General features: G+C 63.1%; 12 protein-coding genes. 6 read left to right on the plus strand and 6 right to left on the minus strand.

Annotation, left to right across the window (positions count from 1 at the left end; translation table 11 throughout):
* The first annotated feature begins 16 nt into the window (after positions 1-16).
* From F462_RS06665 to F462_RS06680, 4 genes are read left to right on the plus strand one after another with little or no spacing between them, the layout of a single operon-like run.
* The gene (locus tag F462_RS06665) at positions 17-1930 is read left to right on the plus strand and encodes an XrtA/PEP-CTERM system amidotransferase (RefSeq protein WP_038052635.1); all 1914 of its coding nucleotides are present in this window, start codon (positions 17-19) and stop codon (positions 1928-1930) included.
* A gap of 13 nt (positions 1931-1943) precedes the next feature.
* Positions 1944-3314: a phenylacetate--CoA ligase family protein gene (locus tag F462_RS06670; protein WP_038052641.1), complete on the plus strand. Its 1371-nt coding sequence runs from the start codon at positions 1944-1946 to the stop codon at positions 3312-3314.
* Positions 3311-4522, plus strand: coding sequence for a glycosyltransferase family 4 protein (locus F462_RS06675; protein ID WP_038052644.1), 1212 nt, complete (start codon positions 3311-3313; stop codon positions 4520-4522). The genes F462_RS06670 and F462_RS06675 overlap by 4 nt, the downstream gene beginning before the upstream one ends.
* The gene (locus tag F462_RS06680; RefSeq protein WP_038052647.1) at positions 4519-5730 is read left to right on the plus strand and encodes a glycosyltransferase; all 1212 of its coding nucleotides are present in this window, start codon (positions 4519-4521) and stop codon (positions 5728-5730) included. The genes F462_RS06675 and F462_RS06680 overlap by 4 nt, the downstream gene beginning before the upstream one ends.
* 142 nt (positions 5731-5872) lie before the next feature.
* Here the strand turns inward: F462_RS06680 and F462_RS06685 are convergent, their stop codons facing one another.
* Positions 5873-6637 carry a PEP-CTERM sorting domain-containing protein gene (locus tag F462_RS06685; protein WP_038052650.1) on the minus strand — a complete coding sequence of 255 codons (765 nt, stop codon included), beginning with the start codon at positions 6635-6637 and terminating at the stop codon, positions 5873-5875.
* Between the two features lie 486 nt (positions 6638-7123).
* On the opposite strand from F462_RS06685, the gene F462_RS06690 reads away from it, so the two are divergent.
* Positions 7124-8620, plus strand: a complete 1497-nt coding sequence (locus F462_RS06690; RefSeq protein ID WP_244270854.1) for a hypothetical protein — start codon at positions 7124-7126, stop codon at positions 8618-8620.
* 118 nt (positions 8621-8738) lie between these two features.
* Here F462_RS06690 and F462_RS06695 read toward each other — a convergent pair whose 3' ends face one another.
* Complete coding sequence (locus F462_RS06695; protein WP_038052652.1) at positions 8739-9569, minus strand: PEP-CTERM sorting domain-containing protein; 831 nt, start codon at positions 9567-9569, stop codon at positions 8739-8741.
* Between the two features lie 313 nt (positions 9570-9882).
* Positions 9883-11301, minus strand: a complete 1419-nt coding sequence (locus F462_RS06700; RefSeq protein ID WP_244270855.1) for a chondroitinase-B domain-containing protein — start codon at positions 11299-11301, stop codon at positions 9883-9885.
* A gap of 433 nt (positions 11302-11734) precedes the next feature.
* On the opposite strand from F462_RS06700, the gene F462_RS06705 reads away from it, so the two are divergent.
* Positions 11735-12715, plus strand: a complete 981-nt coding sequence (locus F462_RS06705) for a hypothetical protein (protein ID WP_038052658.1) — start codon at positions 11735-11737, stop codon at positions 12713-12715.
* Between the two features lie 379 nt (positions 12716-13094).
* On the opposite strand, the gene F462_RS06710 is transcribed toward F462_RS06705, so the two are convergent.
* The 3 genes from F462_RS06710 to F462_RS13310 all read right to left on the minus strand — a co-directional run bounded on the left by F462_RS06710 (position 13095) and on the right by F462_RS13310 (position 16157).
* On the minus strand, positions 13095-13352 hold the full coding sequence (locus F462_RS06710) for an acyl carrier protein (RefSeq protein WP_018141263.1): 258 nt from the start codon (positions 13350-13352) through the stop codon (positions 13095-13097).
* The gene (locus tag F462_RS06715) at positions 13349-14941 is read right to left on the minus strand and encodes an arsenate reductase/protein-tyrosine-phosphatase family protein (RefSeq protein ID WP_244270856.1); all 1593 of its coding nucleotides are present in this window, start codon (positions 14939-14941) and stop codon (positions 13349-13351) included. The genes F462_RS06710 and F462_RS06715 overlap by 4 nt, the downstream gene beginning before the upstream one ends.
* A gap of 286 nt (positions 14942-15227) precedes the next feature.
* A complete protein-coding gene (locus F462_RS13310; RefSeq protein ID WP_167549484.1) occupies positions 15228-16157 on the minus strand; it encodes a sugar-transfer associated ATP-grasp domain-containing protein in 930 nt (309 codons plus the stop codon).
* Between the last annotated feature and the right edge of the window lie 113 nt (positions 16158-16270).

Genomic DNA, 16270 nt, shown 5'->3' on the forward strand with positions numbered 1-16270 from the left:
TGAAGGACCACTAGCCATGTGCGGCATCACCGGCATACTCGCCGCCGACCACGCGGCCACGCCCGACCGCTCGCTGCTTGAGCGCATGAATGCGGTGCAGGTTCATCGCGGCCCTGATGAAGGTGGCACGCATCTCGAGCCGGGTATTGCGCTGGGGCATCGGCGGCTGTCGATCATCGATCTGGCGAGTGGCCAGCAGCCCCTAGGTAACGAAGACGGCAGTGTGCTCACCGTCTACAACGGCGAGATCTACAACTTCCCCGAACTGATGCGGGAGCTCCAGGCATGCGGGCATCACTTCCGTACGCACTGCGACACCGAGGTGATCGTTCATGCCTGGGAAGAGTGGGGCGAGGCCTGTGTCGAGCACTTCCGCGGCATGTTTGCGTTCGCCATCTGGGATCGCAATCAGCAGACCCTGTTCCTCGCGCGCGACCGCCTGGGTATTAAGCCGCTGCATTACGCGCACCTGCCCGACGGGCGCTGGCTGTTCGCGTCCGAGATCAAGTCGCTGCTGACCTGTCCGGAGCTTTCGCGCGACCTCGATCCCAAGGCCGTGGAGGAATATTTCGCCTACGGCTATGTCCCCGATCCGCGCAGCATCTTCTCTGGCGTTCGCAAGCTACCGCCAGGCCATACCCTGACCCTGCAGCCTGGAACGGAAACAGCGTGGCCGCGCCAGTACTGGGATCTTCATTTCGCCGCCTCGAGTCCCGCCAGCACGGACGCGGCCAGGGACGAGCTGCGCGAGCGCCTGCGTGAGGCGGTGGATATCCGGATGGTTTCGGAGGTGCCGCTGGGGGCGTTTCTGTCTGGCGGCGTGGACTCCAGCGCCGTGGTGGCGACCATGAGTCAGCTCTCGGATGCGCCAGTGAATGCCTGTTCCATTGGTTTTGGCGATCCCCGTTTCAATGAAAGCGATCATGCGCGCGCGGTGGCCGAACGGGTAGGTGCGCGGCACTTCCTCGATCAGGTGGACGCGGACCGGATGCAGCTAATCGACCCGCTCGCGCAGCTCTATGACGAACCCTTTGCGGACAGCTCGGCGCTACCGACCTACGAGCTCTCGCGCCTGACGCGGCAGCACGTGACGGTTGCCCTGTCCGGGGATGGTGGCGACGAGACACTGGCCGGCTATCGCCGCTACCGGGGGTTTCGCCAGGAGGAGCGGTTGCGCGGCTTGCTGCCGGGCGGCGTGCGCCGCCCGCTATTCGGGGCATTGGCAGCGCTCTACCCCAAGGCTGATTGGGCCCCTCGCGCGTTCCGCGCCAAAGCGACCTTCCAGGCGCTGGCGCGGGATGCAGTGGAAGGCTACCTGCGCAGCGTCGCGGTGGTGGATGATGCCAGCCGCGCTCGACTCTTCTCGGACCGTTTTCGTCAGGAGCTTCAGGGGTACGCGGCGAGCGAGGTGCTGCACACTTACGCGGCCAATGCCTCGAAGGATGAGCCGCTGGACTTCGTCCAGTACCTGGACCTGAAGACCTGGCTGCCCGGCGATATCCTGACCAAGGTCGATCGCGCCAGCATGGCTCACAGTCTGGAAGTTCGGGTACCGATACTCGATCATCCGTTCGTCGAATGGGCGGCGACTCTGCCGGCCAACCTGCGCCTGCATCAGGGCGAGGGCAAGTATGTGCTCAAGCGCGCCTTCGAGCAGGATCTGCCGCATGATGTGCTCTATCGGCGCAAGCAGGGGTTTGTAATGCCCATCGCTGACTGGTTCCGTGGGCCGTTGCGCGACACGCTGCGCCAGGCTGTTCTCGGCGATCGTCTGGCCGACTCCGGCTGGTTCAATCCTGACCGCCTGCGCCAGCTGGTGGACGAACACCAGAGTGGGCGCTCCGACCATTCGCGCCCGCTCTGGGCACTTCTGATGTTCGAATCGTTCCTGCGTCAGCGGGTCGATGTCCCCGCCGAACGGATCCAATGAAGGCACTGGACGCATGAGCGAAGCCTTCCGCCAAAATAAACTGTTGCCGCAGCCCGACTGGCCGTTACGGATGCCTCAGACGCTGGCACGGCATCTGTTGTGGCCATTGCATGAAAGGCTGCGCGGGCGCGAGACGGCCGTCCACTTGCGTGCCTTACAGCGGGGCGAGCGCGCCGGTGGGACATGGCTGTCGCACGAACACACGAACAAGCTGGAAGCCCTTCTCGCGCACTGCGCGGCCAACGTTCCCTACTATCGCGAGATCCTGGCGGGGTCGCCCCCGGACCTTGAAGCGTTTTCGGTGCTGGAGCGGGACAGCGTGCGCGAGCGTGGGCGCGAGTTGCTGGCCGACAACGCTTCTGGCCCCTTGCTGCCCTCCAGTACCGGCGGCTCCACCGGGCGGCCGCTGGTGTTCTGGTCGGATCGCGTGAAAGAAGCGCGCCACAACGCGCAGAAGCTGCGCTTTCGCGGCTGGTTCGGCATCCGCCCGGGCGATCGGCAGGTGGATTTTTGGGGCTCGCCGATCGAACTGAGCAAGACCTCGCGCATGCGCGTCATCAAGGATCGCTACTTCCTCAACCAGGTCGTGCTGTCGGCGCACGACCTGACGCCGGAACGTCTGGAGGCCTATGTGCGCTTCCTCGGCCGTTTTCGCCCTCGGCTCGTGTACGGCTATCCGACCGTGATCGTGCGCGTGGCTCAGACGCTCGAAGCGAATCCGGGCCTGGCACGTGGCTGGCGCCCACAGGTGGTGGTCTGTACCTCGGAGATGCTTTACCCGCAGGTGCGTGAACAAATCGCGGGCATCCTGCGGTGTCCGGTCGCCAACGAATACGGCTCGCGCGATGGCGGACTGGTTGCGCACGAGTGCCCGCACGGGCGCCTGCATATCGCCACCGAGCATGTGCATGTGGAGGTCGATCAGCCCGACGAAGACGGCATTGGGGACCTGCTAATCACCAACCTGGATGGCTATAGCATGCCATTCGTACGCTACCGTGTGGGTGACCGCGGACGCCTGGGTGATGGTGCGGACTGCCCCTGCGGCTCGCCACTGCCCACGCTGGATCGGTTGGAGGGACGGCGCAACGACTTCCTGGCCGGGTCCGAGGGGCGTCGGGTGCACGGGTCCGCCGCCAACTACGTGATGCGCGAGATGCCGCAGGTTGCGCAATACCGGCTGGTGCAGCGCGCCGACCTGAGCCTGGATATCGAGGTGATCGCAAACGGTCCCTGGGGCGAAGCCGAAACCTGGGCGGTGACGCGGGGTATGCAGGGCATCCTGCATGCCGAGGTGCCGGTGCGGTTGAAGCTCGTGGACCACATCGCGCCGTCCCCGTCCGGCAAGTACCGCTGGGTCGAGAGCGAGGCCCTGGAATCGTGAAGATCCTCTACCACCACCGGACCCGTGGCGAGGATGCTCAAGGCATTCACATCCGTGCGCTGTGCGATGCGTTCCGCGAGCTCGGCCACGAGGTGCACATGGTGGCACCACTGCAACGGCGTGCGCCGGGGCGCCCGGAAGAGGCCCCGTCGGCTCCTTCGTCGAAATCCGCGGACGACGGGGATGCGCGCCCTACGCTTGGAGGCGTGCCGATCCCGTTCTGGTTCTACGAGCTGCTCTCGCTGGCTTACAACCTGCCGGCGATGATCCTGCTGCTAGTGGCGGTTCTGCGCCACCGGCCGGCCTTTATCTACGAACGCTACAGCCTGTTCAGCTTCGCGGGACGCCTTGTCGCGTGGCTGACCCGTCGTCCGTTGGTACTGGAGGTGAATGCCCCGCTCAGCCTCGAGCTGCAAACCCATGGCGATCTGGTTCTCCGGCGCCTGGCCCAGTCCATCGAGGACTGGCTTTGCCGCCGCGCTGATCGAACCATCGTGGTGACCCAGGCCATGGCCGATATCTTCGCCGCACGCGGGGTGCCGAGCGAACGCCTGATGGTGATGCCCAACGGCGTCGACGGGGCGCATTTCCATACGGGTGTGGACGGCTCGGCGATTCGCGAGCACCACGGCCTGCAAGAGGCGAGAGTGGTCGGTTTCGTGGGCTGGATTCGTCCCTGGCACGGGGTCGATGGCCTGATCCATGCTGTGGCCAGCCTGCGCGCGCGCCACCCGGATCTGCACCTGCTGATTGTCGGTGACGGTCCGGCCATCCCTGCACTGCGCAACCAGGTGGCACAACAAGGGATGGAGGCCTGTGTGCACTTCACCGGCCCGGTCGAACGCGATGCGATCCCGGCCCATATCGCCGCACTGGATATCGCCGTGCAGCCGGACGTGACCGACTACGCGTCCCCGATCAAGCTGTTCGAATACCTCGCCCTTGGGCGTGCTGTGGTTGCGCCCGACAAGCCGAACATCCGTGAGGTCGTCCAGCACGAGCAGGGGGCGCTGCTGTTCCCGCCTCGCGACTGGGGCGCGCTGGCGGAGCAGCTGGAACGCCTGCTCACAGACGATGCCTGGCGTCAGGGACTGGGGGAGCAGGCCGTAGCACTGGTGGATTCGCGCGGCTATACCTGGCAGGCCAACGCGCGGCACGTGATCGAGAGCGTCCAGCAAGTGGCATCCCCGATTCGGGGCGCCACATGAAATTGCTGGTCCTGTCGCGGGTGTTTCCCAATGCGGTGCAGCCGACCTACGGCCTGTTTGTGCGCGAACGCATGTTCCGCGTAGCGCAGCATATCCCGTTGGTCGTGGTGGCCCCGGTCGCCTGGTTTCCCGGGCAGGGGTTGATCCGCCGATTCTGGAAGCCGCACTTTCGCCCGCCCATCCCGCGCCACGAGATCCAGGACGGGGTCGATGTCTACCACCCCCCGTTCCTGTGTATTCCCGGAGTCATGAAATGGACCGACGGTCCGTTTTTGGCGCTGAGCATCCTGCCGCTTGTACGGCGCCTGAAGCGCGAACAGGGCATCACCGCCATCGACAGCCATTTCATCTACCCGGACGGTGTCGCCGCGTGGCTGCTGGGCCGCTGGGTCAAGCTCCCCTGGACCATCACCCTGCGCGGCACGTTGCTGCGCATCTCGCGCACGCGTGTATGTCGCTGGCTCTCGCTGCATGCCATGCACGGCGCGGCACGGGTGTTTTCCGTGTCGGACGACCTTCGCCGCCTCGCACTGGAGATGGGCATCCCGTCCGAAAAGGTGCAGGTCATGCCCAACGGCATCAACCTCGATTACTTCCAGCCCGAAGATCGCGAGACCTGTCGCCGCGAACTTGGCTTGCCGCAAAAGGCCAAGATCATGATCACCGTCGGCGGACTGAACGAGCGAAAGGGTTTCCACCGTGTGATCGAGCAGATGCCGGTGCTCCTGGAGCAGCACCCGGATTTGTACTATCTCTGCGTGGGTGGCGGTGGTCCCGACGGCAACGAACTGGCCTGGCTACAGGGGCTTGCGAAGGAGAGGGGCGTGAGCGAACGCGTGCATTTCACCGGCGCGATCGCTCCGGAACGACTGCGTTTCTACTACTCCGCTGCCGACCTGTTCGTACTCGCCACCCGCTTCGAGGGCTGGGCCAACGTCTTCCTGGAGGCCGCCGCCTGCGGTCTTCCCACCGTCACCACTCGGGTTGGCGGCAATGCCGAGGTCATCCACGCCGACTGGCTCGGCCGTCTGGTCGAGCTCGGTGACGGCGAAGCCCTGCGCGATGCGATTTCCGAGGCCCTGCAGACCCAGTGGGACCGCCAAGCCATCATCTCCTACGCCCGCGAAAACCGCTGGGAGGCCCGCATCTCAACGCTTGTAGAGCGCCTGCAAGAGATGGTCAACAGGGAAGGTCGATCGCCGGATTGATCACAGCGGACCCGCCGGGAACTTCGCCTGCAAGCAGGTTCCTACACGCAACTAGCCGCCGCAGGAGCCTGCTTGAAGGCGAAAGGCATGACCAACGGTTGCGATTCGCAGGCGTTGGTCATGCCGAAATGCCCGACCTTCGTTAACTCCGGCGACGGAGGCGAGCTGCACCGAGCGCCAGAAGGCCGAGCCCAAAAAGGCCCAGCGTGGCAGGAAGAGGCACTTCGGCAGGATCGCCGACCTGCACATTGATCGTGCTGCGAGCGAGCTCCAAGTCTTCGTTCCCCATGTCGGGGTTGCCGGAGTCGAAAGCGACGAGGGTGAACTCGTACAAGCCGACGGCGAAGGGGTCGAATGAGCCGTCGGGTGGAGTCACTCCTGGTACGCCACCCTCATTGAGGTAGTTGAAGCCCAGATTCTGGGAGCCCTGGAACTCGAATAACCCTTCATCATCGAAAAGTACCGGAATGTCGATGGTCCCGATATCCGATCCGCTACCGGGATTGATGTCGTACTGCACTTGGAACATCAGTCCGCCCGGAATGGGCTCGGGCTGGATTTCATCTGTCTCCACATCTCCAGGAGCTGCAAACGAGGCATTCGCGCTCATATAGAAGTTGAAGTTCCAGAGTGAAAGTCCAGGATCACTTTCCCCGGGATTCGCAAAGAATGTGCCCGCGCCATCGTCGGTCACGGTCGGCGAGTCGAAACGTTGGGCGGCTGACAAGCCGACCGTTCCAAAACCGAAATCCGAACGGAAGTCCGAGATCGCGACAGCGTCGTTGGGGATTCCGGATCCGCCGAAGTCGGCCTGCGAAAGCTCGCCGAATCGATCGAACTCGGGTGCTGCGAGGGCGGATGAGGCCACCATGGCCAACGCTGAGAAAAGGGTTGTTCTCTTGAGCATAAATCGTCCTTCAGGTGTTGGGCTTGCCTGGATCGTGGGTGACATTGCAAGCAAAACTTGTGCCGAAACATTAAAATAGCCGCATGGCAGTGATTTATGATTTCTGGTCAATCCTGATTAGCCAGCTTTGTAAAGAATCTCGACGGAACATCGAGTGGGCTTGCAGGGGTGGGCTAACCGGGGGAGCATCGCGACATGCAGAGAGACGATGGACAGGATACTGCCGAGAAAGAACGACATGCCCTTGGGCAAATGGTGGCAGGGGTATCCGAGGCACTGCGGGCACTGGTCCACGCAGATGGCACCCTCACAGATCCTTGCTCGGAGGCCCCCTCGCCATACGACCATTACGCCCCGGTGTTCTCGGCACTTGCGATGCTGGCGACATCAAGCGGGACCCAATGGCGAAAGCCCCTTGAGCAATGGGCGCGGATGCCGGCGCGCGCTAGAGGTCATGAGCCATTCAATCGGCTTGGAATAGGACTGTTGGCCGAGACGCTGGGCCGGCAAGAATCCCCGGATGTGGATCTCCGATCGGTGCGAGCGATGCGTTCGCTGTGTCCGCTGGCGCGCATCTACCCGTCCAATAACTGGAGTCTGCTGGCGCAGGCGCTGCGCGTACGCGAGGCAGAAAGCCCGCGACGACTGGCATGGGAGCGACGTCGCTTGCGGGCACAGGTGCGGCGCTGGACGACCCGCGAGGGTGGTTTCATCGACTTCCCGCGGCGGCCGAATGCGGAGCGTGGGATCGCGACACCGGTTGCCTACCATCTGAAATATCTGCTGTGTCTGCACCTTGCACTGGGCCGCGACCCCGACCCTGAACTGGAGCGGGCCTTGATACGCGGCCTCGACTGGCTGCGCCTGTTCCTGACCGATGCCGGCTACTGCGGCGGTTTCGGGCGCAGCAATCATGCCCTGTTTGGTGATGCCTGCCTGCTCACGGTCTTGCATGGACTGCTGCAGCGCCCTGATGCGTTGCGGCCGGATGCGGCGCAGGAGGTGCTCCGCGTCGCCCGCAACATTCGCCAGCGTCTTGAGCGCCAGCGTCGCGACGATGGCCTCCTGTGGCTGACGCCTGGGGGCGGCTGCGGTGAATCGGCCGGGTGGGATGGCTACATGTTCCTGAGCGTCTACAACGCCTGGTTCGCCGGTCTACTATCCGCAACCATAAACGGCCACCCCTGGCTCACAGGAACCTCGCTGCCGGACTGGACGCCTGCATGGAACCCGGAGCAGGGCATCCACGAAGACCGCGAGGCCGGTCTGCTGCGGTTTCGGGGCGAGCGCGTGGACGCGCAGATCTCGACGCGCGGCCAGGCGGTCCAGGGATTTGGCCGCTCGATGGTGGATCTGCGTCAGGCTGCCATGTGCCCATTCCATGTGGAGGTAGACGGCCGCCCGGTCGTGGCGCCACCGCCGCGGATCAGTGCGGAATCCCTCAAGAAACATCCGGAGCATGCGGGTGGGACACCCATCGTGGAGGCGGACGAGGTGCTGTTCGGCATGACGCGGCTTGACGCCGTCACGGTGGAGGCCGTCGATTCGGGGGTTGTGCTTACAGGTTCTGGAAGCCCGGTTCGCCTGACCCGCGCCCCGGAACGCACATTCTGGGATCGTCTACGAGCCACCCTGGACTGGCGCCTCCTCGGCGGCCATCTCGGCCGTCAGCAAGGCGTACGTCCGCCGACCCTCGCGGGTTATCGGTGGGTGGCGCGACTGGAGATTGACGACGCCAAAGCCGTCCTGCGTTACCAACTCAGCCTTCAGCCGTCCACGATCGCGGAGGGTGCACGTTGGTTGAACCCAGCCGCCGCCCGCCGTTTGGAGAGCGTGGATCGTGCCGAAGATGGCGGCTCCGACATGTCCACGCTGGGGCGCGTCCAGAGGCGGGAAAAAATTGATCCGATACCGTGGCCATCAAGTGGCTGCAGCCACAGTTGGATTGTCGAACTGGAAACGACCGGTGCCGTCACCGATTGATGGTGAGGTACTCCGGTACGAAGTCCGCCACGAAAGAGGTCTGACCCAGAATGGCATGCTGTCCAATGAAGCCGGACACGAGTGTAAGCCCGCGCCCGGCCTGTCTTTCATGCTCGAGCTAGAGTTGACGAGTGCGACGACGGCTCAGGAAGAGCAGGCCCGCCAGACCAAGTCCCAGCAATGGCAGCGACCCGGGGAGAGGCACTTCGGTTGCCTCGGTCGCAAAAACCTGCACGTTGACGTCGCTGCTCTTGTCCCAGCCAGCGCCGTCCGAGTCGATGACCCCGCCAACGTTTGCCTGAAGATCCGTGGACGTACCAGCAAACCAGTTGTATTCGTTGTTGGCGCCGTCCTGCGGTGTGCCACTCAAATCGGCGTTCGATGCGTGGTTGAACCAGATTGCACTGTCCCCTGCACCGGTGATGCCAAAGACGTAGTCACCGGATGAAAAAGTTCCGAGGTTCAAAAAGTCGATCTGCCATATCTGGCTCAATGTCCCGCTGCTGCCTTCATAGTGGCTGCCATCAGCGTAGGTGACGGGAGTGATCTGAATGTCAGCATTGTCCGTGTCGTTGCCGATAATATTCCCGGAAGCGACAGTGGGGATGGTCTCGGCTCCAGCTTCGCCGAGGAAAAGCGAGACGTTGGAGAAGATGTTGCCCAGCTCTCCAACCACGGGACGGCCACCGACGGCCCAGGTTCGCAGCCCCTGGACTTCCCATGCCCCACTCGCATTGCTTCCAAGGGAAAAGGTATCGCCCGAAAAGAAATCGCCTTCGAATCCCCAGGCGACGTTGCTGCGGTCGGAGCCGGCATCGGAATTTAGGTTCTGGTCCGGCAGGCCCCGGTCGATCAGTGGGGCCGAAAAGGCCGGAGCGGCCATAGCCGCGCTGAGCGCAATCGTGATTCCGGTCGCCGCCAGTACTGCACGAAATTCCTTGGTTCGCATCACTTAATTCCCTGTTCTTGAGCTTTCCAGGAGGGGGTATGCAAGCGGCGGGCCAACTTCTTTCACGCCCGTCATGAGGCGGAGTGCTTCACGTCCCTTTGGGGGAATGCGGAACGATCCGTAAAGAATCCTGACGAGGAAACAGCCGAGTTGTCGGCTTCGGGTCTCCGCTCACAAATCGGCTGCTTCTCGGGGGCGCGCGCGGACGAACGGCCCATATTCGCCACCCCGCAAAGCTTTCGCCTCAGTCGTTGAGCACCAGGACCTCTCCGTGTTCTCCGTGCCCTCTGTGGTAACAAAGCCCTGCGCAGGTCTACAGGTCGCTGAACAGGCGGCCGTGGCGGCGTTCGAGCTCGGTGGGCAGGTGGCAGGTGCCGGAGGAGTACTGGATGGCGCCCACGTCGGCGCGGCCCTGGCGAGGTTGCCCGCAGAAGTCGTGCTCGACTCGGGGTGGTTCCGAGCCCGAAGCCAGCGGACGGGCATCCGGGTCGTCCAGTCGCAGGTCGCCTAGCCCGGGCGCCAGGAGCCAGCGCTCCATGGGTGCATGGCGTTGTCCCAGGAGGCTGTCGTGTGCCCAGTCGGCCGTGCCTTCGATGGCCGATTGGGTCCAGCGCGCGATGCGCTCGGGAATCCAGCTGGGATAGCGTTCCTGGTAATAGCCGATCCGCCGGATCAGTTCGTCGCGCAGCCCTGGCACGTACGCGGCGGTGTCAAACCAGCCAGTGGAGATGTTGCCTTCGGTCTCGAGCTCGGCGTCGTCGCGCGCCCATACGGTGCCGGTGATCAGATTGTCCACCACCGTCGCCTGCGTTTCCGGGAAACGACCCTGGATGCCGTAGGCGTTGAACACCGTATTGTTGGCGACCAGTGCTCCCTCGGCGCGATTCAGGTAAAGCCCCGGTTCCTGCGGACAGTTGAGGATGATGTTGTTGGTCATCTGGCTGTTCACACTTTCCGTACAGGTCTCGCAATCCCCGATCTCGCGCCGGTCCAGAACACCGGGGCTAGTTCCACCCCCACCCAGCGACAGCCCAATACGGCGCTGGCCCGTGTGGCGCCACTCGCAGATGACCAGGTTGCGGTCGAATACGGCGTTCGCCGCGCCGCCCTTCACAAACCCCGGCGAGCCATGCCGGCCTGGCGTGCCCTGCGCAATGTCGGCGATAAAGTTTTCCTCGATTCGCCAGCCTTGTCCGCCGACGATATCAATGGCGACAACCGGCCATCGTGTGGTGTGGATGGCATCGTTTACGAACACGTTGCGGCGGATCTGCACATGGTCCGGGAAACGCCTTGGGTCGCCCTCGCCGTTGGCCTTGATCGCCGCGTGAAAGTTACGAAAGCGGTTGCCCTCGACCAGGACATGATCGGCTTCGCGCACGATGTGCAGGGCGTGGTTGCCGCCGCCATCCCCGCGAAAGTCCAGATCGTGGATCTCCCAGTGGGGCGCAAACAGTTTGATCGCGGTGCTGTGGCGGGAATGAATCACCGTCGTCCCGGGGATGCTCGCGCGCAGGACGATCGGCTCGGCCTTGGTGCCGGGCTCCCGCAGGTTGATCCGACGCTCCAGCTGGTAGTCGCCCGGGCGCAGTTCAATCACGTCGCCCGCACTGGCCTGAGAAAGGGCTCGTTCCAGTTGTGTCGCATCCGAAACCAGGCGCGATTCAGCCCCGGCGATCACGGGCAGGCACATGGCGACGAGCGCTAGGGCAACACGGATTAGTGTACGCACTCCCGCTCGAGTCGTTTTTGCGTGCGAACAAGGCGCGGCGACCGCCGTGCAGTCATCCTGCACAAGGAAGCCGCAACGCCGTGCGCGCGCCCGTTTTTGATAACAACGGGCGGCCGAGCCCCGTCTTTCAATGGCTTGTGGGGCTTGGTGCCCCAGGTTCCCCGATCCTGCGTTTTGCCACTTGCGAGTAGAACCACTACCCGCTGCGTCGCGCACCTTCCCTCGGAAAGCCTGGGGTACCAACGCGAGTGTGTACACTAATCCGTGTTGCCCTGGATAGCGGGGGCTTCTGCGTATTGCATGGTTCGGCATGAACGGTCCTCCCGTTTCCTCTGGCCGGGTGGGGCGGCCGGCCGGCGTGATGCGAGCCGCCGGATTGGTCCCGCAATCCTGCTAATCTGGCGCCCTTCCCGAATGGATACCGCCAAGACCGATGGAACAGACCCCCTACCGCAGTCTGCTGGAACGCCTGGCACAAGCGCGCTCCCGCGAACGTGCAGTGGATTGGTCCATCTGCGTGTTCGCCAGCCGCGAGGGGGCGCGCATTCAGGATTGTCTGTCAGCCCTGCGCCACGCGACCAGTGGTTGGCAGTCGCCGAAACTAACGGTCGTGGTGAACGGGCCGGCAACGGGAACGGCCGGGGCCGCGCGCGAGGCGCTTGCTCACTGGCCGTATCCCGCCCGGGTGGTGGAGATCACGCTGGGGGACAAGGCCAACGCCTGGAACCAGTACATCCACGGCCTGCGGCCCGATGCCCGCTGGCACCTTTTTGTGGATGGTTACGTGGTTCCCGACGTCGCGGGCCTGGAGGTACTTCGCGAGCGCTGCGAAGCCGCACTAGCCGAGCAAACGGCGGCCACAGGCATGCCAGCGGGCGAACATCGCGGTGCGGTACAAATGCGCGAGTTCGTTACCCACCACGGTGGGGTCCTGGGCGGACTGCACGCCCTGCGCGGCGAGTTTGTCGAGCGCCTGGTGGCGCGCGGGCTGTTCCAGCCTTGGGGGCTGTACCGGGGTGACGGTCTGATCGGGTCGTGGATCTGCCACGACCTCGATCCGCGCGCCAACCGTTGGGACAAGCAGCACATCATTGCCGTGCCGCAGGCCGCCTGGCAGGGCGAGCGTCTCTGTCCCTGGTCGCCACGCGACCTGCTCACCCACTGGCGGCGCATGCACCGCCAGGCCCAGGGCCGGATGGAAAACCGGGCCATCAAGGACATCATCTACCGCGAAGGGTACGAGGGGCTGCCGGACTCCGCCCGGGAGTTGGTCGAACACGCGCTGATCCTGGGGCCGGGCGACAACGACGGCACCCCGCTTCGCCGCTTGTTGCGCGCGCGCGTCGCGCGCCATGTCCGGCAGGTCCCGGTGCCGGCCTCGGACGCTTTCCTGCCCCGAAACGAATCAACCTGAAGGGCTGTAGATTCACCACGAAGCACACGAAGGCACGAAGAAAAGCCAGGTCAAGGTCAGAAGCTATCTACAGGAAGGTCGTGAAGGCGCCGAGGCATTCAATGTAACCGTCCGAACCAAGGCGATTTCGGACGCCGCGCCGAGCCACCACACGCCCAAGGCCAGTCATCGCGAGTCGCAAAGCGATGCGGCGATCAGCAAGGGATTGCCCGAGCGCTGGCCCGGCAGATTGCCGCGCTCCGCTCGCAATGACAGCTCCAAGTCAGTCCTTTTAATCCCGTTCTCCTCCCTGCCTTCCCGCGTCCCTGTAAATGGCCCTTGATCTGGCCCTTCTTCGCGCCTTCGTGTGTTTCGTGGTGAAAACTGCCCTTGACCTCGTTCAGCGGTTCTCGGCCTGTTTGGCCTCTACGAACGCCACCAGCGAACCCACCGTGGCAAAAAGCTCCGCGCAGACCTCATCGTGCTCGATGCGGATGTCAAAGCGGTCCTCCATTGCGGCGACCACGTAGGCCACGGCCATGGAATCCAGTTCCGGCACATCCCCCATCAACCGAGTGTCCGCATCGAACCCTCGCGTGCGTCCGCCCAGTTCCAACTCGGCCTCGAGCATGTCCAGTACGTCCTGCTGAAGGCTCATTGCGCACCTCCGGATTTTGCTGCGCCGATCCCGGCCAATGCCTCCACACAGGGGCGCAGCCCCTCCAGGCATTTGGTCACAGCTTCCATGCCTTCACCGTAGGGGTCGCGGATCTGCTGGCCGTCGCGGGCGAACCGGCCATCCGGGTGCAGGGTGCCCAACAGGTACGTGCGTCTGGCCGCTTCGGGGAACTGTTGTTGCATGCGCACTCGGTGCAGCCGGTCCATGATGAAGATGAGATCAGCTTGCTGGACGATCTCGTGGTCCAGCCGTTGCGCCCGATGCGCCTCCAGGGAAATGCCCAATCGCTCCGCGGCAGCACGCGCATCCGGATGCGCGGGATTGCCGTCTTCGGCGCACAGCCCGGCAGACCGAATCGTGATCCCGGAAGCGTTTCCGCGTTCCGCAACGATCCGCTCCAGCCAGGCGGCTGCAAACGCGCTGCGGATGATGTTGCCATGGCAGACAAACACCACCGAGCGTGCCGCTCGAATCGTCTCTGCGTCGGGTGCCTGGGGCTTGCTGCGTAGTCCCAGCGCGGCATAGCGAACCACGCCCACGGCGCCGAGTCGCATGATCGGGCGTAGTGCGGCGTACCAGCGCCACGGCAATACGCGCCGCGCGACCTTGTTCCAGATCTGCGCGCTCACCTGCCGGATGGCGCGGCCGAGATCCTCCAGTGCGGGTAGTGGATCGCGCCAGCTCCACAAGGCATCGCGGGTGCGGGGCGACACGAAATCCCAGACGAATGTCCCGAAATCCGCCGCGGCCCGCCGAGCCGGGTACTCGCGGCCCACTGCGGCGGCCGCCGCCTCCGGAAGCCGCAGCACGTCCCCCGCGAGCCAGCGCATGCGCCGACCTGGCGCATAACGCTTTGGCTCGGGTGTCTCCCCATGTGCCAGTTGCCACTCGTACCACGGAAACTCAACCCCGCACTGCAAGGGCAGCGCGATGGAGCCCCAGTAGCGCCCGTTGATCTCCATCAGCGCCGTGCGCCCGGTGTCGGGATCCTGGCGAAACTCCACCATCGCCACGCCCTCCCACCCCAAGGCGCGCAGCAACCGCAGCGAGTGGTCCAGGAGTTCCGGATCGGGCGTCTCGCCCAGGCAGCGGGCCGCGACACCACCTGCAACGGGATACTCCTTCAGGCGCCGATGCTGGAACGTCGCAACCGGCTCGTCGTCATGCATTAGCACCTCAATGCCAACCCCGTGCCCCGGCACAAACTCCTGCAGCATCCAGGCATCCCCGGAGCGAAAGTGCGAGGCCATCAGCTTGTCGAGCGCATCCCGATCCTCCAGGTAGCGCAGCCGCAGTGTCGTCTCCCGGCCCTTGTCCGCGGGTTTCACGATAGCCGGAAAACGGAAACCCTCCAGCGTCGCGCCCAGACCATCCTGATTCGTCAGCACGCACGTCTGCGGGATCGGCACACCTGCCGCTTGCGCGGCTTCCAGCGTCTTGCCCTTGTCCAGCACCTTGCGGAACGTCTCCGCCGGTGGGCAGAGAAGGTGCACTTTGGAGCGCCACTCCTCCTCGTGTAGCGACAGTGCTGACAGCACCTCGTCCCCCGTCGGGATAATCGTGTCCACCCCGAAATCGTCAATGACGCGCTGCAAGTCCTCGCGAAAAAGCTCGGGCGAGAGGGCTGGCGGACGAAGGTAACGAAACCCAACCACTGATCGTGAGGAGATCTCCGGCGTGCCCGGCATCAGCGATGCTGCGACCACATAGATACTACGTCTCGCCAGATTTTCAGCAATTGGGATTATGACGCGTGCCGTAGCTCCCAGAATCAATACAGAATCACACCTTTGGCCCACTTGGTCCTTCTTCACGTTTTTAGTTCCCCGGCTCGAAGTGTACGGCCTTCCAAAATCACTGGCCAACGCCTACCCCTCCAAACCACAGATCCTTGAAACAAGGACCCAACGCCGCTTCGGCAAAGACTATCCCCGGCGTGGAGGCGTTCCACTCTAATAACCGCGGCTCTTCTCGACGGTTGATAGCGATGTCCCATCCGATTATCGGTATTTGCGGCAACCTTTGATGTAGCTCCTCACAAAGTGAAACGGCTTTTTTATATCCGGGAACTGCTCCAGATTTGAATGGCGCACCTGTGTCCGGATGCCGCCTGAAGCGCACCCAATTTTTCGTGAATCCGCTTTCGTCCAGAGATCCCTCTTTATCTCTTATCGCAACCTTAATTAACGACGTTGCAAGCGTACTTTTCTCTCCCTCTCTACCAATACGCAAAATGGACGCCCTAACACTCGGTGCGCTGACCCTCGAGCAAGCAGTTATCAAACGAATCGTCGCGACGCTATCAGGTGAAAACTGATCGAAAAAAGGGTGCTGTTCGACCCATCTCTGAATGACAAAATCCCCTAGTTCTGGGAGTCTTGAGGATTTGAATTCCGGCATGTCTAAAACGAAGATGCCCCGCCCTTGACTGGATCCGTCACGCTTGGCCACCACGAAATTATGTCGCTTAAATAAAAAGTCTTCGATTTTTTCTTCTGAGACCTCTCTATAGTTTAGGTCATACCACCGACCATTAACGCAATACGCTACATCTTCCGTAACGTCGGTCTCAAGTATGCGCCGCGTTAACGTTTTCCGTTCAGAGATTCGTTGGAATGACATATCGTTAATGATCCCGTCTTTGTAAATAAGATCCTTCGGGAGCCATCCTTCGACGAATTCGCCTCGATATGCGGTATACACGTATAACCACGGCGCGTACCTTACGTCTCCTAGCCACTCTCTTGCGTAGGATTGGATTGTCTTTTTGGTTTTGTCGCTCACGGCCGTGCCTTGCGCGTTTGTGATGATGTTCTTGTACTCTTCTTCGGCGTATCGGCGGTGTCGAAAGAAGTCTGCCGAACGTCTTATTCTTCGTCTAATCCGTAACCCCATGG

Origin of the sequence: Thioalkalivibrio sp. ALJ1 (assembly GCF_000745395.1) — a bacterium.
Classification (GTDB): Bacteria; Pseudomonadota; Gammaproteobacteria; order Ectothiorhodospirales; family Ectothiorhodospiraceae; genus Thioalkalivibrio.

Bases quoted from the DNA above. Each gene is read 5' to 3' on its own strand.
- F462_RS06695 (WP_038052652.1), bottom strand. From the start codon at position 9,569: ATGCGAACCAAGGAATTTCGTGCAGTACTGGCGGCGACCGGAATCACG.
- F462_RS06710 (WP_018141263.1), bottom strand. From the start codon at position 13,352: ATGAGCCTTCAGCAGGACGTACTGGACATGCTCGAGGCCGAGTTGGAA.
- F462_RS06670 (WP_038052641.1), top strand. From the start codon at position 1,944: ATGAGCGAAGCCTTCCGCCAAAATAAACTGTTGCCGCAGCCCGACTGG.
- F462_RS06685 (WP_038052650.1), bottom strand. From the start codon at position 6,637: ATGCTCAAGAGAACAACCCTTTTCTCAGCGTTGGCCATGGTGGCCTCA.
- F462_RS06705 (WP_038052658.1), top strand. From the start codon at position 11,735: ATGGAACAGACCCCCTACCGCAGTCTGCTGGAACGCCTGGCACAAGCG.
- F462_RS06665 (WP_038052635.1), top strand. From the start codon at position 17: ATGTGCGGCATCACCGGCATACTCGCCGCCGACCACGCGGCCACGCCC.
- F462_RS06680 (WP_038052647.1), top strand. From the start codon at position 4,519: ATGAAATTGCTGGTCCTGTCGCGGGTGTTTCCCAATGCGGTGCAGCCG.